The following is a 19,508-nucleotide window of genomic DNA, read 5'->3' on the forward strand; positions in this document are numbered from 1 at the left end:
GGGTTATGGTCGAAAAACCGTCAAGCGACTTCATCTGATGTTCGGAGGACCGAGAGATGCACGAGAACGAGATCAACAACTACCTTGCCGTCATCAAGGTGGTAGGTGTCGGCGGTGGCGGCACCAACGCTGTCAACCGCATGATCGAGGAGGGCATCCGCGGCGTCGAGTTCGTCGCCATCAACACCGATGCGCAGGCGCTCGCGATCTCCGACGCTGATATCAAGGTGCATATCGGCACCGACCTCACGCGCGGTCTTGGCGCCGGCGCCAACCCCGAGGTCGGCCGCAAGGCTGCCGATGAGTCCCGCGACGACATCGCCGAGGCGCTCGCTGGCGCCGATATGGTCTTCATCACCGCAGGCGAGGGCGGCGGTACCGGCACCGGCGCCGCTCCGATCGTCGCCGACATCGCCATGAATGACGTGGGCGCCCTTACGGTCGCCGTCGTCACCAAGCCCTTCACCTTCGAGGGCCGCAAGCGCAAGGCTTCCGCTGAGGAGGGCATCCACACCCTGTCCGAGTGCGTCGACACCATGATCGTCATCCCCAACGACAAGCTGCTCGACATCGCCGAGAAGAAGACGACCATGCTCGAGGCCTTCGCCATGGCCGACGCCGTCCTGTCCCAGGGCACCCAGGGCATCACGGACCTCATCACCGTGCCGGGCATCATCAACCTCGACTTCGCTGACGTCAAGACCATCATGAAGCAGGCCGGCACCGCCATGATGGGCATCGGCACCGCCTCCGGCGACAACCGCGCGGTCGACGCCGCCCAGCAGGCCATCTCGAGCCCGCTGCTCGAGAGCTCCATCGATGGCGCCACGCGCGTCCTGCTCTCCATCGCCGGCTCCAAGGACCTCGGCATCCAGGAGATCAACGACGCCGCCGACCTCGTCGCCAACGCCGTCGACCCCGAGGCCAACATCATCTTCGGTACCGTCGTCGACGAGTCCCTGGGCGATCAGGTTCGCATCACCGTTATCGCCACCGGCTTCTCCGACGCCAACGTCAACCGCCAGGACCAGCTCTTCGGCCAGTCCGCGCCCAAGAGCGATCCGCAGCACGCCGCTCCGGCCGCCTCTTCCGCGCCCACCCGCACCATCGGCGGGACCGAGGTGCCCAACTTCGGCAACGACCAGTTCGAGCTGCCCGACTTCCTCAAGCGCGGCAACTTCTAAGGGTCTTGCGCCATATCCGGCCGTCGAGCGCCCCGGTCATGCCGGGGCGCTTTTTTTACGAAAGGGGAGCTTGCATGCTCAAACGTCAGGTCCACGACGAGGTCGCGCTTGTATGCGATTCCATCGGGTCGGTCTCGATCGCGTTCACCGAGCGCACGGGCGGCGTCTCCCGCCCGCCGTACGCCTCGCTGAACCTCGGCACGCATGTGGGGGATGACCCCGGTGCCGTAGCCGAGAACCGCCGCCGCGTGCTTGCGGCGTTCGGGGCGGCCGATGCGCTCGATCGCCTGCTCGTTCCCAACCAGGTCCATGGGGACCGCGTGGTCACCGTGACGTCCGCCTTACCCGAGGCGCTCGACGATGCGCGCGCCCAGATCGCTGAAGGTGCCGACGCCATCGTCTGCACCGCACCCGGCGTTCCGGTCATGCTGTGCTATGCCGATTGCGTGCCGGTCGTGCTCGCCTGTCCGGTGGGGTTCGCCGTCATTCATTCGGGCTGGAAGGGAACGTATGCACGGATCGCGGCAAAGGCCGCAGACGCCCTGGTCGCGGCGACCGGCGTCGCCCCGTCCGACATCCGCGCCTATATCGGGCCCCACATCAGGGGAGACGAATACGAGGTCTCGCACGATCTGATGGAGCGGTTCGCCCAGCGGTTTTCGGGTATCGACCCCGCGGGGTCGCTTCTCGATCTTGCCCGCTGTATCCGGCAGGCGCTCGTCGAGGCCGGCGTCGCCCCCGACGCGATCGAGGATGCGGGGCTGTCCACGGTGCGCATGAACGATCGCTTCTTCTCCTATCGCGCTGAAGGCGGCGTCTGCGGTCGCCATGCCGCCGTCGCCTTCATGAGCGGTGTGGACGCGTGCGCCATGTAATCATATTCCTGCGCATCCTTTACAAGCGCTTGACATCGCGCGGCTACACTAGGTGAGGCTACCGGTAAAACCGCTGCTTTATGGCCATGCGCTCCGTCGACTGCGCGCTCGTGGCCGTAAAGCCCGCTGCGCACGGGCATCTCGCCCGCACCGATCGATTGGAGAACACATGCGCAAGATGTTCACCCGCCAGCTCATCGAGGCCCGCCATGAGATGCTTTCCATCTTCGCGGCCGTCGACACGACCCTGCATGAGGCCGTGCAGGCGTTTGTGACCGACGATAAGAAGCTTGCCAGCAAGGCGCAGAAGAAGACGCTGCAGATCGATGCGCGCTGCGCCAACCTCGAGGCGGTCTGCTACAACCTGATCGCGACCCAGGGGCCGGTCGCTTCCGACTTCCGCCTGCTCCAGACGATCATCAACATCGAGTTCAACCTCCAGCGCATGTGCGACAAGGTGCGTCGCGTCGCCCGCGCGGCCAAGCATAAGGTGAGCTCCGATATCGAGCTGCCCGCCGAGCTGGTCGAGATCATCGAGCAGGAGGCCTCCTACGTCTATCGGATCTTGGGCACCTGCATCTCGGTTCTGGTGAGCAACGACCTGGGCGTCATGCGCAACCTGCTCGTTCAGGACGACACGGTGCACGAGCTGTACGAGGAGTTCTTCCGCGCCTACAACCGCATGTCCTCCGTCGAGCTTGCCGACGACAGCTCCTATGACGACCTGCGCCGCGCCATCATGGTCTCGCGCTATCTTGACCGCATCGCCTCCATCGCCATCGATGCCACCAGCACGCTGACCTTCCTGCTGACCGGTCAGCGCATGAGCATCGCCGATATCGCCGAGATCGATGAGGACGAGCTCGAGGCCCTGCGCATCCCGTCCGGCGAAGGGGTCATCCTGCAGCCGCTCTCCGACGCGCGCTGCGTGGCGGACCTGCCCGCCGAAGAGATCAGCGACGATCTGCGCTCCCTGATCGCGCGCGCCCAGGCGGGCGACGATGACGAGGATAACGAGGAGTAGCCCGCCACCCGATGCCCGTATCTCTTGCGACTCTCGTCCGACAAGATTGAACCCGGCACCAACTTGTCGCTACGGCTGGTCCTTCGCCCTCCGTCGTTTCGGATGTTGAAAAACGCGGTCCCGCATCTGCGGGGCCGCGTTTTCGCGTTACCATGGTGCTGCGACATAGAAGGAGAAGACGCAGATGGAAAGCTACACAGATCTGATTGCCCAGCGCCGCGCCGCCATCGACGAACGCCTGGAGCGCGCACTTGCGCGGGCGGGTCGCCGCATCGACGAGGTGACGGTGGTGGCGGTTTCCAAGACGGTCGGTACCGACGAGGTCATCGCGGCCATCCAAGCCGGCTACCGCGTGTTCGGCGAGAACCGGCCTCAGGAGCTCGTGCGCAAGATGACCGACCTGAGCCGGTACGACGATCTTCCGGCGGTCCGCTTCGATATGATCGGCAATCTGCAGACCAACAAGATCAACGCCGTCCTCGGGCGCGCCGCGCTAATCCATTCCATCGGATCGCTCCATCTGGCGCAGGCGGTCTCCAGCCGGGCTCAACGGCGCATTGACGCCGGAGAGCTCGAGGGGCCGGTCAACGTGTTGCTGGAGGTAAACGTGAGCGGGGAGGAGTCGAAGTCGGGCTTCTCGCCCGATGAGGTGCGCCGCACCGCCGAGGAGCTCATGGAGCTTTCGGGAATTTCGGTCCATGGGCTTATGACGATGGCGCCGCGGGGGGACAAGGATGCTGCCCGTAAGACGTTTTCGGGTCTGCGCAAGCTGCGCGATGAGCTCGAGGTGTCGCTCGGAAAGCGCCTCCCTGAGCTCTCCTGCGGTATGAGCGAGGACTTCGAGGTCGCGTGCGAGGAGGGCTCGACGATCGTTCGTCTCGGCAGGGTGGTATTTGACCCATCCTTTGCACTACAATAGGCGTGTCGGGCCTGTCCCGACCTGCACCAACCACACGTCATTTGCACCACGGGCAGAGAGGTTAGGATCGTGAGCTTCCTAGACGAGATCAAAAACAGGTTCGCAGCGCGCCAGGCCGGATACGACCAGGATGCGTATGAGGGCGAAGAGGGCTATGCCGACGACTACTACGAGGACGACGCGGCGGGCTATGATGCGCGCTACGGCTCGTCCGACTCGTATGGCTACGACCAGCAAGAGAGCGGCCACGGCGTGCTCGGTCAGACCCATCGCGGCGAGGCGGAGTCCGTTGCGGTCTATACCCGCAGCGGCCAGCTTGTCGGCGACGCCGACCGCCATGCCACGACGTTCAACCCGCCGGCGCGCAGCGCGGACTCCGCGTACCGTCCCGGCGCCTACGACACGCCTTCGAGCTACGCCGAGGCGCGTCGCCATGCTGCGGTCCAGCAGGCTCCCGCCGTCTCCGATACCGCCGCGCATATGAGCTCGGTCATGAACGGGACCCCGCAGCTTCCCGCCTATGTGCTGCGTCCCGAGAGCTATGACGACGTCGAGACGGTGGTGCGCCGCGTGCGCACGCGCCAGCCGGTCGTCCTTATCTTCGTCGGCGTGCGCACCGAGATCGCCAAGCGCGTCCTCGACTTCAGCTACGGCTTTGCCTGCGGCCTGGGCGCCACGGTCAAGGAGCTGGGCGACCGCGTCTTCATCGTGCTTCCGCAGGGCTGCGAGGTCAAGGATTCCGATGTGGCCAAGCTCCGCGCTGACGGCTATCTCAAGTAACCGAGGAGTTCGATTCCCATACTTACCATCTATCAAGTCATCTCGACGCTCGTCGATTTCTACCAAATCCTGATCGTCGTCTACTGTTTGTTTACATGGTTTCCGATTCGTCAGGGCGGATTCGTGTACGATCTCGCCATGGTGCTCGATAGCATCTGCGGCCCGTACCTCAATTTGTTCCGTCGAATCATCCCCCCGATGGGCGGTATAGACTTCTCGCCGGTTATTGCGCTTATTGCGTTAAATCTGGCGGAGCGCTTGCTGTTCAATATAATTCTGTAAGGAAGGCTCAGACAGGGCCGATCGCCAACACGGCCAACGTGATGAAAAGGAGAACAAACATGGCTATCACACCCGCCGACATCCAGGCGCAGACCTTCTCTGAGGCCAAGCGCGGCTACGATCCCGGTGAGGTCGATGTCTTTCTCGAGCAGGTTTCCGCCGAGGTCGACGCGATGCTCAACAAGATCGTTGATCTGAAGAACCGCCTGACCGCGACCGAGCAGCAGCTCGCCGACGCCCAGGCTCAGCTGGCCGCCGCGCCCGCCGCGGCTCCCGCTCCGGTCGCCGCACCCGTCAACGAGTACGGTGCAAGCGAGCGCCAGATCTCCGCTGCCCTTATCGCTGCTCAGCAGACTGCTGACAATATCATCGCCGAGGCTCGCGAGAACGCCGAGCGCATCCGCAACGAGGCCGACGCGAAGGCCCGCGAGGTTATCCGCAAGGCGCTCGCCGAGAAGCAGACCGAGATCGAGGAGATCGACCGTCTCAAGGCTTCCCGTGAGGAGTTCAAGAGCGAGTACCTCAAGCTCATCCAGCACTTCATGGACGATGCGCAGAACTCGTTCCCCAACGACCTGCTGAGCTCCGCGCCCAGCGGCTCCGCTCCTGCCCCCGTCGCCGCCGACCCCGCTCCGGTCGCTGCGCCCGCTCCGGCTCCCGCCCCGGTCGCCGATCCGTTCGCGCCGCTCGATAGCTTCGGCATGGACGATCTCGACTAACCGTTCGGGAAATGAGTTGATTTTGACGCGCCCCGGTCGCAAGACGACCGGGGCGCGTTGCCATGTCGGGCGCAAGCTGCCGCCCGAGACGCAAGGGCGTATCGTCGAGGGCCTCAGCTGCGGCTCGCTCGCGATCGGATGATGGGGGAAGGAAGAAAAAGCAAAGCGAGCCGATAAGCCGGGTTCTGTCGAGGACGGTCATTTATCTTGGCGCGCACGTCGCCGTGCGGCTCCTCGCACGCTACCCGGGCGCAGGCCGGGCCGGCCTGTAGCGCCCCTATTCGCGCTTGCTCCGGATGGGGTTTACCAAGCCGCCGCGTTGCCGCGACGCTGGTGGTCTCTTACACCACCGTTTCAGCTTTTCCCTTTACGGCAGGGCCGTAGGTGGGAGTCTTCTTTTCTGCGGCACTTTCCGTCGGGTTGCCCCGCCTGGCCGTTAGCCAGCATCCTGCCCTGTGGAGCCCGGACTTTCCTCACGTCTGCACAAGGCAGATCGCGCGACCGCCTGGCCCGCTTTGCGAGGCAAGATTGTAGCACGTTACGAGTGGGAGAGAGACGCGGATGCGCGTCGACCCCATCGCTCGCGCAGCGCGTTATCGGACACCCCGATATCGCCGCATCCACCTTACAAAACCCTTACAAAACTACCCGTTTGTTACCTGTTGGCTAAGAATCGGTAAAGTGATACGATTCGTTCGGCGCATACGCGCAGGAATTCGGGCTGATCGCTCGTCGACGCCCGCCACACGTTGCGCCCTGGCACGATATACGTACCGCGTCGGCGGTCATGTGGGCCTGGGGTTCGCACACGTCACGACGGAAGGATTGGGCGTTTTGGACGTTTCGCTAATTCAATTTGCCGGGCAGGTGGTCAGCAATCCCATCTTGGCCATTTCGGTCCTGCTCACCCTTGGTGTCATCTTCGTCAACGGCTGGACCGACGCGCCGAACGCGATCGCGACGTGCATCTCGACCCGCTGCATGAACGTCCGTCCGGCGATCATCATGAGCGCGGTGTTCAATTTCCTCGGCGTGCTCATCATGACGTCGATCAACAGCTCCGTCGCCTCGACGATCAGCAACATGGTCGATTTCGGCGGCGACACCCATGAGGCGCTCGTCGCCCTGTGCGCCGCAATGTTCTCCATCGTGGTCTACAGCGTGGGCGCGTCGATCTTCGGCATTCCCACGAGCGAGAGCCATAGCCTCATCGCCGGCCTCACCGGCGCCGCCATCGCCATCCAGGGTGGCACGAGCGGCGTCAACATGGATGAATGGATCAAGGTCATCTACGGCCTGGTGCTGAGCCTGGCGCTCGGCTTCGCCATCGGTTGGGGCATATGCAAGCTGCTCACCATCGTCTGCGCCGATATAGACCGACGAAAGGCGAACGGTGCCTTCAAGTACCTGCAGATCTTCGGTGCCGCTGCGATGAGCTTCATGCACGGCGCCCAGGACGGTCAGAAGTTCATCGGCGTGCTGCTGCTCGGCGTGGCGTTCTGCAACGGTCAGCCCGATCTGACCGGCGCCGTGATCCCGGTGTGGCTCATGGTGCTGTGCAGCCTTGTCATGGGTATCGGCACGAGTGTGGGCGGCGAGAAGATCATCAAGTCCGTCGGCATGGACATGGTCAAGCTCGAGAAGTTCCAGGGCTTCTCGGCCGACCTCGCCGGCGCGTTCTGCATCCTGCTGTCGACCGTGTTCGGTATCCCCGTCTCGACGACGCATACCAAGACGAGCGCGATCATGGGCGTGGGTGCGGTCAAGCGCCTGTCCGCCATCAACTTCTCGGTCGTCAAGGATATGATGCTCACCTGGGTGTTCACGTTCCCGGGCTGCGGCCTCATCAGCTTCGTGATGGCCAAGCTCTTCATGATGCTCTTCTAATGACTGGATCTGTCCCGGCGCGGCACGGTGTTGCGCCGGTTTTCGTCTGTATCGTCTCCCTATAGGAAGGAAGATCTCGTGGCCAGGAAAAAGGATTCGTTCTATTTCGATTCATTCGTCGAGTGCGCCAAGCTCTCGAGCCAGGCTGCCCGCCTGCTCGCCGATATCATGCGCTCGTACGATCCGGATGCCATCAAACAGCACATCGATGAGATGCACGCCATCGAGCAGGCTGCCGACGAGCACAAGCACGAGGTGCTCGACGCGCTCGTCACCGCGTTCGTGACTCCGATCGAGCGCGAGGACATCGCCGCGCTGAGCGACTACCTCGATACGGTCGTCGATCGGATCGAGGGCGTGCTGCTTCGGCTGTACTTCGACAACATCCGCGCGATCCGTCCCGACGCCCTGCCGCTCGTCGAGAAGATCGAGCGAGCGTGCGACGAGATGGGCACGCTGTTGGCTGAGCTCTCCCAGTTCAAGCGTTCCAAGACCCTGCGCGAGCACGTGATCGCGATCAACTCCATCGAGGAGGAGGCCGATTCGCTCTACATCGAGGCCATGCGCGCGCTTCACACGAGCTGCGAGGACCCGATGGAGGTCTTCACCTGGCACGAGGTCTACACGTTCCTCGAGTACTGCGTTGACAGCGTCGAGCACGTCGCCGACACCGTCAGCAGCATCGTCATGAAGAACAGCTAATCCGACGATTTCACGTCTGGTCTGCTATCGTTGCGTCCGCTCCTTGATTCTGCGCGCGCTGCCGCTGCCTATGTGCGGCGGGATGCGCGCTGGGGTTCGGGGTGCGGGCGTTTTCCATGGCGCCACAGCGATGGTCGATCGGTTTTGCCACGGGTGAGGCACAGGTAGAATGGATGACGCCGGCATGCGCTGGCGTCATGTCGTTTGAAGGGCTGATATGGAGAGCTACATCACGTTGCGCGCAGGCGCGGAGGCCACCGGTGAGTTCGTCGACCGCAAGAGCCGCTTTATCGCACAGCTGGTCCATGTGGAGAGCGAGGAGGAGGCCTCGTCCCATATCGCGGCGGTTCGCGCGCGGCACTACGATGCCCGCCACAACGTCCCGGCGTGGATTTTATCGGACGGGCGCGAGCGCGCGAGCGACGACGGGGAACCCCAGCGCACAAGCGGCATGCCGACGCTCGAGGTGCTTCGCGGAGCGGGGTTGCGTGACGTATGCTGCGTGACGACCCGCTATTTCGGCGGTACGCTGCTGGGGCCGGGCGGCTTGGTGCGAGCCTACACGGCGGCGGCGCAGGCCGCGATCGAGACGGCGCGCGAGACGGGCGACCTGGTCGAGATGACGCAGGTGGTTCCCGTGGACGTGCAGATGGAGTACGCCCAGTACGAGCAGGTGCTCCATATGGCTCAGGGCGCGGGCGCACATGTCGCGGGCACCGACTACACCGATTCCGTCTGCATGCACCTCGTGTTTCGGGCAGGGGAGCAGCAGGCGTTTCTGGCGGCATTGACCGAGCGCATGGCGGGCAAAGAGCGCGCGACCGTGGGCTCCGTGCGCTTCGATGAGTTTTAGGAATATGCCGGACGTCTGCGAGGATGACATCTGAGGCTCGCGCTATGCGTCGCGCCGCTGGTCGATGATCGCGCAGGCGAGCTCGACCGCATCCTCGATGCAGCCCTCGCAGGTGCGAAGCATGCCGGTATCGGTCCCGATGCCCTTGAGCTCGCGGCAGACCGTCGAGCCGTTTTGCGCGCGGAACCGCTCGAGGAGATCGCGGACGAGCAGGTAGGTTTTGCCCTTCGTGGTGCCGGGTTCATCGATGCCGGCGCTCGCCTCTTGGCTGAGAACCATGACGGCGCCCGAGAGCGCGCCGCAGGTCTCGGTATGGCCGCCCATGCCGCCGCCGAATCCCTCCGAAAGCGCATACATCGTCGCGGCGTCGATTCCGACTTCGTCGGCAAGGGCGCAGGCGACCGCTTGGGCGCAGTTGTACTTGAGCTCCGCGCGCAGGGCGACAGCGCGCTGCGCAAGCTCCGGAGCGCGTGCGGTGAGGGCGGTTGATTCGTTCATGGTCAGCCTTTCGGGATGCGATGTTGTGCCGGAGAATGTCATCGAGCATGATACACCGGCGGCATCCCGCGCGCGGTCGACGCGAATCCCTGACGTTGCCGCTTGCATAGCTTTTGTTACATCGGTGCCGCGGTGTGCGAACTTTTGCGTGGTGCAGTATCCTGTCATACGACATCGCTCGAAAGACAAGGAGACGACATGACCGAGCGCATTGGAACGACGTGCGTGCAGGGTGGCTATCGCCCCGGCGACGCCCAGCCCCGCCAGATTCCCATCTACCAGTCCACGACGTGGAAATACGACACGTCGGAGCATATGGGCAAGCTGTTCGATCTCGAGGAGAGCGGCTACTTCTACACCCGTCTGCAGAACCCCACGAACGATTTCGTCGCTGCCAAGATCTGCGAGCTCGAGGGCGGCAGCGCCGCCATGCTTACGAGCTCGGGCCAGGCGGCAAACTTCTTCGCGGTCTTCAACATCGCGGGCTGCGGCGACCATGTCGTCGCGAGCTCGGCGATCTACGGCGGCACGTACAACCTGTTCGTCCATACCATGGCGCGCATGGGTCTGGAGTGCACGTTCGTGTCTCCGGACTGCACCGATGAGGAGCTCGAGGCGGCATTTCGCCCCAACACCAAGTGCGTCTTCGGCGAGACCATCGCCAACCCTGCGCTCGACGTGCTCGATATCGAGCGCTTTGCAGCCGCCGCTCACGCCCATGGCGTGCCTCTGATCGTGGACAACACGTTCCCCACGCCCGTGATGTGCCGTCCCATCGAGTGGGGCGCCGATATCGTGACGCATTCCACGACCAAGTACATGGATGGTCACGGTGCTGCGGTAGGCGGCGCCATCGTGGATTCCGGCAACTTCGACTGGATGGCGCACGCCGACAAGTTCCCGGGTCTCACGACCCCCGACGTGAGCTATCACGGCGTCGTGTACGCCGAGAAGTTCGGCCTTGAGGGGGCGTTCATCACCAAGGCGACCGCGCAGCTCATGCGCGACTTCGGGTCCATCCAGTCGCCCATGAACGCGTTCCTGCTCAACATGGGTCTCGAGAGCCTGCACGTGCGCATGCCCCAGCACTGCAAAAACGGCCAGGCCATGGCCGAGTTCCTGTCCGAGCATCCGAAGGTTCGCTTCGTGAAGTACCCCGGGCTTCCGACCGATCCGTACTACAAGCTCGCGCAGAAGTATCTGCCCAACGGTTCGTGCGGCGTGGTGAGCTTCGGCTTCACCGGCGGTCGTGCGGCAGCCGAGCAGTTCATGAAGAGCCTCAAGCTTGCCCAGATCGCCACGCATGTCGCCGATGCGCGCACCTGCGTGCTGCATCCGGCGAACGCCACGCATCGCCAGATGAACGATGCGGAGCTCGAGGCCGCCGGTATCGCGCCCGATATGGTCCGCCTGTCGTGCGGTATCGAGAGCACCGAGGACCTGATCGCCGACGTCGAGCAAGCGCTGGCGACGATCTAGGCGCACGTGTCGCAAAAGATCTGAAGCATAGGCAAAGGGCGCGTCTTCGGACGCGTCCTTTTTTGCGCAGGTGGGGGACTGGACCGTCGCACAAAAAAGCCCCGCAGCTCGACACTGCGGGGCTTGAGAGGTCCAGCGATGTGGACGCGCTACTCGGCGGCGTTCTCGTAACCCTCGAGCTTGGAGGTGCAGTGCGGGCAACGGGTCGCGTCGTCGGCGATCTCCTGGAGGCAGTAGGGGCACTTGCGGGGCTCGGGAGCGGCCTCCTCCTCGGCCTTCTTGGCAAGACCGGCCTTCTCGATGGCCTTCTCCTTGAGGTCGTTAAAGCTGTTCATGCCCTTGATGATGATGAACACGGCGACAGCGGTGATCAGGAAGCTGATGACCGCGGAGATGAAGGCGCCGAAGTCGATGGTCTGGCCGTTGAGGGCGACGGAGAGGCCCTTGACCTCGGGGCTGCCGCCGATGGCGGAGATCAGCGGCTGGATGATGGTCGAGACGAGCGAGTTGATCACCGAGGTGAACGCGCCACCGATGATGACACCGACGGCGAGGTCGACGACGTTACCGCGGCTGATGAACTCGATAAACTCCTGAACGATGCTCTTCTTGTCCTGGGACATGGTGCTCCTTACAACGAGGGTGTCGAAATAACCAACCGCTCATCATGGCGGCATTTTAGCCCCGCTCCAATAGCTAAACTGAAAGATGAAGCAAAGCGACAAAAACACCCCGGGCAGCGCGTACAGCGCGTGTCCGGGGTGCCGGGAGGCGTTCCTACTCGTCGCCGAAGCTGATGCCGAGCGCCTTGGCCTCGCGGATGAGGTCGCACTCGGGATCGACGTACTTGAGCTTGCCGGCGACCTCGGTCAGGGGAGTGCGCGTCATCTTGCCGCCGATCTGAGAGATCATGTAGCCGAATTCACCGGCAAGGCAGCCCAGGGCAGCTTCCGCGCCGCACTGCGTGGCGAACACGCGGTCCTGGGCGTCCGGCTCGCCGCCGCGCTGCGTATGGCCGGGGATGGCGACGCGGGTCTCGCGGCCGGTCGTGGCCTCGATCTCCCGGGCGATGTCATAGACGATCGAGGGCGAGGTGCGCTCCGCGAGCTTCTTTTTGTACTCCTTCTTGGAGAGCTTGGCGTCTTCCTTGGAGATGGCGCCCTCGGCGACCGCTACGATGGTGAAGCGGCTGCCGCGCTCCATGCGGCGCTCGATGGTGCTGATGACGTTTTTCATCTCAAAGGGGATCTCGGGGATGAGGATGACGTCCGCGCCGCCCGCGACGCCGGCGTACAGCGGAATCCAGCCGACCTTGTGGCCCATGATCTCGATGACGAACACGCGGCCATGGCTGGACGCGGTGGTGTGGATGTTATCGATGCACTCCGTGGCCACCTCGACGGCGCTCGAGAAGCCGAAGGTGCGCTCGGTGCCCCAGGTGTCGTTGTCGATGGTCTTGGGCAGCGCGATGACGTTCAGGCCCTCCTGCGCCAAGCGGTTCGCGGTCTTGGTGGATCCGTTGCCGCCGAGCATGAACAGGCAGTCGAGGCGCAGCTTGTGATAGGTCTGCACCATGGCGGGGACCTTTTCCACGCCGTCGGCCTCGGGCGTGTCGAGCATCTTGAACGGCGTGCGGCTCGTTCCCAAGATGGTGCCGCCGCGCGTAAGGATGCCGCTGAAGTCGTGCGGCGTCATGACGCGGAAGCGGCTGTAGATAAGCCCCTGGTAGCCATCCTCGAATCCGTAGATCTCGAGGCCGTCTTTGCAGTTGTTCTCAAGCGTCTTGACGATGCCGCGCATCGTGGCGTTGAGCGCCTGGCAGTCGCCGCCGCTCGTGAGCAGACCGATCCTGAGCATGTTGTCCCCCTTGTGCTCGCTGATTGTTGGCCAATGGAAGTGTAGCGCAACGTACGCCCCGCGATATGGCGCCATGCTGTGATTCATCGCTCTTTTCGCGGATGGTCACACGAGCGGGGTCGCTTTTTCGCGCGCATGAGCTGCGTCGTGGTATCCTGCAATGCAGAGGTTTCGCGCAAAAGGCGTCGCGTATGCGGCGGGGAGAGGGTTGCACCATGAAGGAGCTCGAGGATCGTATCCGCCAGGACGGCATCGTGAAGGCCGGCAACGTACTCAAGGTGGATGCGTTTCTCAACCACCAATGCGACGTCGAGCTGTTTGACCGCATGGGTGCCGAGTGGGCCCGTCTGTTCGAGGGCGCGAACATCAACAAGATTCTGACCATCGAGGCGAGCGGCATCGGCATCGCCTGCATCGCCGCCCAGCACTTCGGTAACGTCCCGGTCGTGTTCGCCAAAAAGGCGCAGTCCATCAACCTGGATGGCGAGCAGTACGCCACGACCATCTATTCGTTTACCAAGAAGCGCGAGTACCCTGTGATCGTCGGCAGGCGCTTCCTGTCGCCGGATGACCACGTGCTCATCATCGACGACTTCCTGGCGAACGGTTGCGCGCTCGAGGGGCTCATCACCATCGTCGAGAGCGCCGGCGCGACGGTCGAGGGCATCGGCATCGCCATCGAGAAGGGTTTCCAGGGCGGCGGCGACAAGCTGCGCGAGCGCGGCTACCACGTCGAGAGCCTGGCGCGTCTGGTGGGAATGGACTGCGAGACCGGCGAGCTGACGTTCGCCTAGGGGCATGCGCCCACCATCCATACGCAATCGAAACGCTCCGCGCGGGCGCGCTGTCGCGCGTGCCGCCTATCGTGTGGGCTTGAGCACGTCGAGTTCGGCGGGCAGGCAGGTCACCGTCGCGCGTGTCGCCTCGATGCGCTCGCCGTCCGCCTGGATGGGGTAGTCGGCGGCATCGAAGGCGAGGTCGATGCGCGCGGTCCGCTGGGAATGGATGAGCTTCGAGCCAACATGGTGCCCGTTTTTCGCCGAGAGGAACAGCGGCAGGGCGATGACGCGCGGCACCGGACCGTTCGCATAGCACACATCGAAAAGACCGTCGGTCGGGTCCGCATCGGGGCAGATTCGATAACCCGATCCATAGGTGGGGCCGAGCTGTATGGCGAAGATCAGGGTGCGCAGGCGTCGCTCCTCCTTGCCGTCAAGGGATATCGTGGCGGGGTAGTCGCGGTACCGTATGCCAAAGGTCTGAAGGCCGCTCAGCGTATAGAGGGGTGCCCCTCGAAGGCCGGTGGAGGCGCGAAGCGTGTAGGTTCCCAAGCCGATCGCCGCGTCAAGGCCGAACGAGAACGTCTCGACGAAATACTCGACCCGTCGTGCGCTTGCGGGTCCCCGTGCGGGCGTGAATTCCACGCGCCCGACGTCAAACGGCGTTTTCTCGCACGCGAGGATGCGGGCGAGATCGGTGTCGGAGGAAACCTCGGGAATGCCGAGGGTCTTGGCGAAATCGTTGCCCGAGCCCACGGGGACGACGCCGAGGGCGGGACGATGTTCGCGGTCGATGCGCATCAGTCCACATGCCACCTCATGGATGATCCCGTCGCCTCCCACGGCAAGCACGCTATCGAATCCCGCGGCGTCGGCGGCAAGCTCGATGGCGTGGCGCGGGCCCTCGGTGCACACGAGCTCGAAGCGGTCCTGCCCATGCAGGTACATGGCCAAAAACCGCCGGAGTCGCTCGCCGACTTCACCCGCCGCGCCCGATTGGGCGGCGGGGTTCACGATGATAAGCGTCCGCCCGAGTGCGTCGGTGCCCCTCATGCGCGTTCTCCTTCGGATTCGGTGACGGACGCTCGCTCGCCCGCGATGACCGCCTCGACCGTCTCGCCCTCGTCGGCTGCCAGCGAGCGCCGCTTGGGGGTGACGATGCGCTGTGCGGGGTAGACGCCGCGATGGCCGGCGACAAGATAGCTGATGAAGGCGACGATCACGAACCAGTTGGCCGCCTGCCCGCCGAACAGGTCGACGGCGAGCATGACGGTGGTGATGGGCACGTTGAGCGCGGCGCCGAAGACCCCGATCATGCCGAGGGCGGCCATGAAGCTCGGTTCGATGTCGGAGATCTGGCCGACCCAGCCGCCGAGCGAGGCTCCGATGCCGAACAGGGGCGTCACCTCGCCGCCCTGAAAGCCGGCGCCGAGCGTCAGCGCCGTCATGACGAGCTTGGCCAGCGCGTCGAGCGGGCCGGTGCGCCCGGAGAATCCGGCGCCCACGAGCCATTCCGACAGGCCGCCGTAACGGTACAGGCCAAAGACCGCATACGTGGCCAGCAGGACGAGCGAACCTGCGAGCGCCGCCGCGAGATAGCTGGTGAACCGCGCCGCGTAGAACTTCCGGACGGCCCTGATGGCGAGGGAGAACAGACGGGCGACAAGACCGAATACGATGCTCGAGACGACCACGATCGCCAAGGTGGCGGGCTCCATGGTCGGCACAGACGAGATGACGTTGACGCTGTGGTGCACCCCGCACAGGCGCGCGACGGCATCACCGGTAAACGAGCCGACGAGGCAATAGAGGCCCGCGCTGTAGTTGAGCTTGCCGATCGTGCACATCTCCATGCCGAAGAAGGCGCCGGCGAGCGGTGTGCCGAACACGCCGCCGAACGCCGCGGAGATTCCGGCGAGCATAAGGTCTTGCCGGTCGCGGCCGCCGAGGCGGAAGATGCCCGCCACGTTGCTCGCGATGGTTCCGCCGATCTGCACGGCGGTGCCCTCGCGCCCCGCCGACCCTCCGGCGAGATGTGTCGCGATGGAGCAGAAAAACGTAAGGACTGCCATGCGCGCGTGGATGGGGGTGCCGGTCACCGAGCTGTCGATGACGAGGTTGTTGCCGCGCGCCGCGCGCAGTCCGTGGTTTCGGTAGATCCAGGCTGTCGCCACGCTGACGACAGGCAGCAGCGCGAACAGCCACAGATGGCGCTCGCGCGCGGAGGTCGCGATGCCGAGGGCCGTCAGAAACGCCCAGGCGGCAGCGCCCATGAGAGCGGACACCAGCACGGTGAGCGCCAGGGTTCGCATGCTCGCGCGCATGTTGTCCCAGTCGCGAGCGGCGTCGTCGGCGAGCATCCGCTCGGTGTGCGCCAGCTCCAGCCCGAGGGCGCTCACGAAGCCGGTGCCGTGACGGCGCGCGCGGCGCAGCATATCGGTTGGCGGGACGGGCATAACGACTCCTTGTGCATCGTGACGGCAACGAAGCAATTATACGCCGGCCCTCCGCGGCGCAGGAGACGTCGGTGCTTCCTTTGCCAGTCCATTTCTCGGTCCCTGTGCCGGCGTTGCGCCCCTTCCGCCATCCGTTTGTCCGTCCGTTGGCAGAAGGGGTGCAGCCTGGATCGTAATCTCGTGATAGATTGTTCTTGGATGAGAATGATTTATCGCGAGAAGGGGAGGACCTTCCATGTCCAAGGAGATGATCTCCCTTGAGACGGCGCAGGCGATCGTGCTGGATCACGTGCTTCCGACGCCGCCCGAGCGCATCGCTTCGTGGCAGGCGGCAGGGCGTCCGCTCGCCGAGGACGTCGTCACGGATATCGACTTGGCGCCGTATGCCAACAGCGCCATGGACGGCTATGCCGTCCGGGCTGCCGATCTGGCCGCTGCAGGGGAGAGCGCCCCCGTGGTTTTGGAAGTGATCGGACACGAGGCCGCCGGCGAGGTGTTCGAGGGCGCTGTCGGGGTCGGTCAGACGATTCGAATCATGACGGGGGCTCCGCTTCCCGACGGCGCCGACGCGGTGGTCAAGTATGAGATCGTCGAGGTGCTGGAAGGCGACGGCAACGAGGGGTCTCGGGTCGCCTTTCGCCATGCGGTCCCGGTCGGCAACGACGTGCGCCGTGCCGGCCTCGAGGCCCGCGCGGGCGATGTCGTGATGCGCGCCGGTGAGGTGCCGAGCGCGGCGGGTGTGGGCCTGCTCGCGTCCGCCGGCGCTGCCGAGGTCGCCGTCCACACCCGGCCTGTGGTCGGCATCATCTCCATCGGGTCGGAGATCGTCGACCCCACGCGCGTTCCCCGACGCGGGCAGATCCGCGACGCCAACGCGTCGGTGCTGCTCGCCGCGGCACGTGAGGCGGGTGCCGAGCCGCGGTTCTTCGGCATCGTGGCCGACGACCCTGTCTCCATCCGCGAGCTTGTGATGCGCGCCGCCGCTGAATGCGACATGGTCATCACGAGCGGCGGCGCTTCTTCGGGCGACTACGACTACGTGACGGCGCTCGTGGCGCAGGAGGGCGAGGTGCTGTTCGACTACATCTCGCTGCGACCTGGCAAGGCGATCACCTTTGGCATGGTGCGCGACGTGCCGTTCTTGGGCCTTTCGGGCAACCCCGCGGCCGCGGCTGTCGGCTTCGAGATGCTCGCGCGCCCGGCGATCCGCCGCATGCTGGGCTTTTCCGCGGGTCCGCGTCCGGTCCAGCTGGCTCGCATCGGTCACGATGTGCCCAAAAAGCAAGAGCGGCGCTACTACAACCGCGCCCGGCTGGCGCGCGACGGCGAAACCGGCGAGCTGGTGGTCATGGAGGCGAAGAGCCAGGACTCCTCGCTGCTCGGCACGTTGCAGCATGCGAATTGCCTCGTCATGGTGCCCGAAGGCAGACGGGGGTACGCGGCAGGCGACGCGGTGCCCTGCGTGCGCATCGATATCGACGAGGGCACGGTCCTGTAGCAAAGAGTCGACGGAGCGCGGCAGGCAAGCCGCTGCGCTCCAGAAATTGGACCTGGAGGTTGCCGTGAATCTATCCTTTGCCATCATTACCTGTTCGGATACGCGCGATATCGCATCCGATGAGGCGGGCGGCGCGCTGGCCTCGCTTGCCGATGAGGCGGGCTGGACGGTTGTCGAGCATGTCGTCGTGCACGACGAGCGGGCGCGCATCGCTTCGGAGATCATGCATGCGGTCGATGAGCTCGCAGCAGATATCGTTATCACCTGTGGAGGGACGGGGCTGTCGCCGCGTGACGTCACGCCCGAGGCGACGCGCGACGCATGCGAGCGGGATGTGCCCGGTATCGCGGAGGCCCTGCGGGCGTACTCGATGACCAAGACGCGGCGGGCGATGTTGTCGCGAGGCGTGTGCATGCAGCGCGGGAAGTCGCTGGTCGTCAATTTTCCGGGTTCCACGAAGGCGGCGCGCGAGAACTGGGAAGCCATTGCGGACCAGTTTGAGCATGCGGTGCGGATGGCGACCGGCGAAGGACACTGAACCATGGGTTATTTGGGGACGTGTTCCGTTCAACCCATGGCTTCCGCTTGCCGCCCAAGCCCGACCGTTCCTCTATCCGATGCCAAGCCTTCCTTGCGCACGTCTTCTATTATTCTCAACTGAGTATAATACTGGGCAATGGGTTGGTTGGGGACGTGTTCCTTTCAACCCATGTGGATGGACGGGGACGTGCTCCTTTCATCCCCACGCAGCTCTTCTGCGCGCTTTGGAATGAGATGAGGAGAGAGAGGATCAGGTCATGTCCATCTCAATGTTACGCCGTTTCGCCTGCGCGCTCGGGTGTGCCGCAGCGTTTGCCTTTGCGCTCGCCGGGTGCTCCTCGGGTGCGATGGATCAAGGGTCGGCGCAAACCGCCGCGAACGGTGACGAACCCGCTGTCGAGTTGCAGGTCTTCGCCGCCAATTCCCTCGAGAAGGCGCTGCCCGAGGTCGAGGCCCTCTACACCGAGAAGACCGGTGTGACCTTTTCCGACACCCAGTACAAGGGGTCGGGCGACCTTGTCGAACAGATGCGCGGCGGGGCACCGGTCGACATCCTGATCACCGCTTCTGCCGGCACGATGGACGATGCCGCCATGGGCGATCTGATCGATGAATCGACCCGTCGGGACCTGTTCGTCAACGATTTGGTGATCGTGCGCGGGGAGGATTCGGATATCCAGATCGCGTCCCTCGAGGACGTCGCTTCCGTCGACGGCAGGATTGCCATCGGCGAGCCCGGCGCGGTGCCTGCGGGCAAATACGCCAATCAGGCCCTCGCGAGCGTGGGGCTTTACACGGAGGCTGCGGGCGAGACCGGCTCGTATGCATCGAGCATCGCCGACAAGGTGAGCCTGGCCGACAAGGTTGGTACCGCAGCGCAGTACGTGTCGACCGGCGATTGCGCCATCGGGTTCGTCTACAGCTCCGATGTGTACCGCTACGACGGCATCGAGGTCGCCTATACCTGTCCCGATGAATCGCACAAGGCGATCGTCTATCCGGGCGCCGTCTCCTCATCTTCGGGGCATGCCGAGGTCGCTGCCGACTTCCTCGAGTTCTGCATGACGGACGAGGACGCGTTGGCGGCCTGGGCCGAGTACGGCTTCGAGCTCGCCTAGGCGACAAGATGGTGCCGGGTACAATCTTGTCGGTGGCGGAACGGCATGGCGAAAGGTG

The 19,508-nt window shown here is 64.4% G+C and carries 20 protein-coding genes and 1 other RNA gene; 15 read left to right on the forward strand and 6 right to left on the reverse strand.

What is annotated here, in order from left to right:
• Positions 1–56: 56 nt before the first annotated feature.
• The 7 genes from ftsZ (at position 57) to QUW00_RS02155 (ending at position 5,783) form a co-directional block, all read left to right on the forward strand.
• Complete coding sequence (gene ftsZ, locus QUW00_RS02125; protein WP_289612752.1) at positions 57–1,184, forward strand: cell division protein FtsZ; 1,128 nt, start codon at positions 57–59, stop codon at positions 1,182–1,184.
• A gap of 74 nt (positions 1,185–1,258) precedes the next feature.
• Positions 1,259–2,059 (forward strand): polyphenol oxidase family protein, encoded by an 801-nt coding sequence (locus tag QUW00_RS02130; protein WP_289612753.1) that lies wholly within the window; start codon positions 1,259–1,261, stop codon positions 2,057–2,059.
• Positions 2,060–2,228: 169 nt separating this feature from the next.
• Positions 2,229–3,083 (forward strand): phosphate signaling complex PhoU family protein, encoded by an 855-nt coding sequence (locus tag QUW00_RS02135; RefSeq protein ID WP_289612754.1) that lies wholly within the window; start codon positions 2,229–2,231, stop codon positions 3,081–3,083.
• Positions 3,084–3,267: 184 nt separating this feature from the next.
• Positions 3,268–4,002: a YggS family pyridoxal phosphate-dependent enzyme gene (locus QUW00_RS02140; RefSeq protein WP_289612755.1), complete on the forward strand. Its 735-nt coding sequence runs from the start codon at positions 3,268–3,270 to the stop codon at positions 4,000–4,002.
• Between the two features lie 69 nt (positions 4,003–4,071).
• Entirely contained in the window at positions 4,072–4,782 is a 711-nt protein-coding gene (locus QUW00_RS02145) for a cell division protein SepF (RefSeq protein ID WP_289612756.1), read from the forward strand.
• Between the two features lie 39 nt (positions 4,783–4,821).
• Positions 4,822–5,064: a YggT family protein gene (locus QUW00_RS02150; RefSeq protein ID WP_289612886.1), complete on the forward strand. Its 243-nt coding sequence runs from the start codon at positions 4,822–4,824 to the stop codon at positions 5,062–5,064.
• A gap of 59 nt (positions 5,065–5,123) precedes the next feature.
• A complete protein-coding gene (locus tag QUW00_RS02155) occupies positions 5,124–5,783 on the forward strand; it encodes a DivIVA domain-containing protein (protein ID WP_289612757.1) in 660 nt (219 codons plus the stop codon).
• Positions 5,784–5,941: 158 nt separating this feature from the next.
• Here QUW00_RS02155 and rnpB read toward each other — a convergent pair.
• Positions 5,942–6,300: RNase P RNA component class A (gene rnpB, locus QUW00_RS02160), an RNA gene on the reverse strand.
• A gap of 317 nt (positions 6,301–6,617) precedes the next feature.
• On the opposite strand from rnpB, the gene QUW00_RS02165 reads away from it, so the two are divergent.
• The 3 genes from QUW00_RS02165 to QUW00_RS02175 all read left to right on the forward strand — a co-directional run bounded on the left by QUW00_RS02165 (position 6,618) and on the right by QUW00_RS02175 (position 9,225).
• Positions 6,618–7,670, forward strand: coding sequence for an inorganic phosphate transporter (locus QUW00_RS02165; protein ID WP_289612758.1), 1,053 nt, complete (start codon positions 6,618–6,620; stop codon positions 7,668–7,670).
• Between the two features lie 78 nt (positions 7,671–7,748).
• A complete protein-coding gene (locus QUW00_RS02170; protein WP_289612759.1) occupies positions 7,749–8,372 on the forward strand; it encodes a DUF47 domain-containing protein in 624 nt (207 codons plus the stop codon).
• 217 nt (positions 8,373–8,589) lie between these two features.
• Positions 8,590–9,225 (forward strand): IMPACT family protein, encoded by a 636-nt coding sequence (locus tag QUW00_RS02175; RefSeq protein WP_289612760.1) that lies wholly within the window; start codon positions 8,590–8,592, stop codon positions 9,223–9,225.
• Positions 9,226–9,267: 42 nt separating this feature from the next.
• Here the strand turns inward: QUW00_RS02175 and QUW00_RS02180 are convergent, their stop codons facing one another.
• Positions 9,268–9,723, reverse strand: a complete 456-nt coding sequence (locus tag QUW00_RS02180) for a C-GCAxxG-C-C family protein (protein ID WP_289612761.1) — start codon at positions 9,721–9,723, stop codon at positions 9,268–9,270.
• 198 nt (positions 9,724–9,921) lie between these two features.
• On the opposite strand from QUW00_RS02180, the gene QUW00_RS02185 reads away from it, so the two are divergent.
• Entirely contained in the window at positions 9,922–11,202 is a 1,281-nt protein-coding gene (locus QUW00_RS02185) for an O-acetylhomoserine aminocarboxypropyltransferase/cysteine synthase family protein (protein WP_289612762.1), read from the forward strand.
• A 149-nt stretch (positions 11,203–11,351) separates the two neighbouring features.
• On the opposite strand, the gene mscL is transcribed toward QUW00_RS02185, so the two are convergent.
• Entirely contained in the window at positions 11,352–11,825 is a 474-nt protein-coding gene (gene mscL / locus QUW00_RS02190) for a large conductance mechanosensitive channel protein MscL (RefSeq protein WP_289612763.1), read from the reverse strand.
• 154 nt (positions 11,826–11,979) lie between these two features.
• A complete protein-coding gene (locus QUW00_RS02195) occupies positions 11,980–13,059 on the reverse strand; it encodes a 6-phosphofructokinase (protein WP_289612764.1) in 1,080 nt (359 codons plus the stop codon).
• 215 nt (positions 13,060–13,274) lie between these two features.
• Between QUW00_RS02195 and QUW00_RS02200 the strand changes: the two genes are divergently transcribed.
• Complete coding sequence (locus tag QUW00_RS02200) at positions 13,275–13,853, forward strand: xanthine phosphoribosyltransferase (RefSeq protein ID WP_289612765.1); 579 nt, start codon at positions 13,275–13,277, stop codon at positions 13,851–13,853.
• 66 nt (positions 13,854–13,919) lie between these two features.
• Here the strand turns inward: QUW00_RS02200 and QUW00_RS02205 are convergent, their stop codons facing one another.
• A complete protein-coding gene (locus tag QUW00_RS02205; protein WP_289612766.1) occupies positions 13,920–14,891 on the reverse strand; it encodes a diacylglycerol/lipid kinase family protein in 972 nt (323 codons plus the stop codon).
• Positions 14,888–16,294: a chloride channel protein gene (locus tag QUW00_RS02210; protein WP_289612767.1), complete on the reverse strand. Its 1,407-nt coding sequence runs from the start codon at positions 16,292–16,294 to the stop codon at positions 14,888–14,890. Before QUW00_RS02210 ends, QUW00_RS02205 begins: the two co-directional genes overlap by 4 nt.
• Before the next feature lie 235 nt (positions 16,295–16,529).
• On the opposite strand from QUW00_RS02210, the gene QUW00_RS02215 reads away from it, so the two are divergent.
• From QUW00_RS02215 to modA, 3 genes are all read left to right on the forward strand, one after another.
• Positions 16,530–17,792: a molybdopterin molybdotransferase MoeA gene (locus QUW00_RS02215; protein ID WP_289612768.1), complete on the forward strand. Its 1,263-nt coding sequence runs from the start codon at positions 16,530–16,532 to the stop codon at positions 17,790–17,792.
• 64 nt (positions 17,793–17,856) lie between these two features.
• Positions 17,857–18,330 (forward strand): MogA/MoaB family molybdenum cofactor biosynthesis protein, encoded by a 474-nt coding sequence (locus QUW00_RS02220; protein WP_289612769.1) that lies wholly within the window; start codon positions 17,857–17,859, stop codon positions 18,328–18,330.
• A 259-nt stretch (positions 18,331–18,589) separates the two neighbouring features.
• Positions 18,590–19,450 carry a molybdate ABC transporter substrate-binding protein gene (gene modA / locus QUW00_RS02225; RefSeq protein WP_289612770.1) on the forward strand — a complete coding sequence of 287 codons (861 nt, stop codon included), beginning with the start codon at positions 18,590–18,592 and terminating at the stop codon, positions 19,448–19,450.
• Positions 19,451–19,508 lie beyond the last annotated feature (58 nt).

The sequence above is a fragment of the Collinsella tanakaei genome (genome assembly GCF_030373545.1).
GTDB classification, from domain to species: domain Bacteria; phylum Actinomycetota; class Coriobacteriia; order Coriobacteriales; family Coriobacteriaceae; genus Collinsella; species Collinsella tanakaei_C.

Coding starts and splice junctions, on each gene's coding strand:
- QUW00_RS02200 (WP_289612765.1), top strand. CDS start 13,275: ATGAAGGAGCTCGAGGATCGTATCCGCCAGGACGGCATCGTGAAGGCC.
- QUW00_RS02210 (WP_289612767.1), bottom strand. CDS start 16,294: ATGCCCGTCCCGCCAACCGATATGCTGCGCCGCGCGCGCCGTCACGGC.
- QUW00_RS02135 (WP_289612754.1), top strand. CDS start 2,229: ATGCGCAAGATGTTCACCCGCCAGCTCATCGAGGCCCGCCATGAGATG.
- QUW00_RS02175 (WP_289612760.1), top strand. CDS start 8,590: ATGGAGAGCTACATCACGTTGCGCGCAGGCGCGGAGGCCACCGGTGAG.
- modA (WP_289612770.1), top strand. CDS start 18,590: ATGTCCATCTCAATGTTACGCCGTTTCGCCTGCGCGCTCGGGTGTGCC.
- QUW00_RS02155 (WP_289612757.1), top strand. CDS start 5,124: ATGGCTATCACACCCGCCGACATCCAGGCGCAGACCTTCTCTGAGGCC.
- QUW00_RS02205 (WP_289612766.1), bottom strand. CDS start 14,891: ATGAGGGGCACCGACGCACTCGGGCGGACGCTTATCATCGTGAACCCC.
- mscL (WP_289612763.1), bottom strand. CDS start 11,825: ATGTCCCAGGACAAGAAGAGCATCGTTCAGGAGTTTATCGAGTTCATC.
- QUW00_RS02180 (WP_289612761.1), bottom strand. CDS start 9,723: ATGAACGAATCAACCGCCCTCACCGCACGCGCTCCGGAGCTTGCGCAG.
- QUW00_RS02215 (WP_289612768.1), top strand. CDS start 16,530: ATGTCCAAGGAGATGATCTCCCTTGAGACGGCGCAGGCGATCGTGCTG.
- QUW00_RS02130 (WP_289612753.1), top strand. CDS start 1,259: ATGCTCAAACGTCAGGTCCACGACGAGGTCGCGCTTGTATGCGATTCC.
- QUW00_RS02185 (WP_289612762.1), top strand. CDS start 9,922: ATGACCGAGCGCATTGGAACGACGTGCGTGCAGGGTGGCTATCGCCCC.
- QUW00_RS02195 (WP_289612764.1), bottom strand. CDS start 13,059: ATGCTCAGGATCGGTCTGCTCACGAGCGGCGGCGACTGCCAGGCGCTC.
- QUW00_RS02140 (WP_289612755.1), top strand. CDS start 3,268: ATGGAAAGCTACACAGATCTGATTGCCCAGCGCCGCGCCGCCATCGAC.
- ftsZ (WP_289612752.1), top strand. CDS start 57: ATGCACGAGAACGAGATCAACAACTACCTTGCCGTCATCAAGGTGGTA.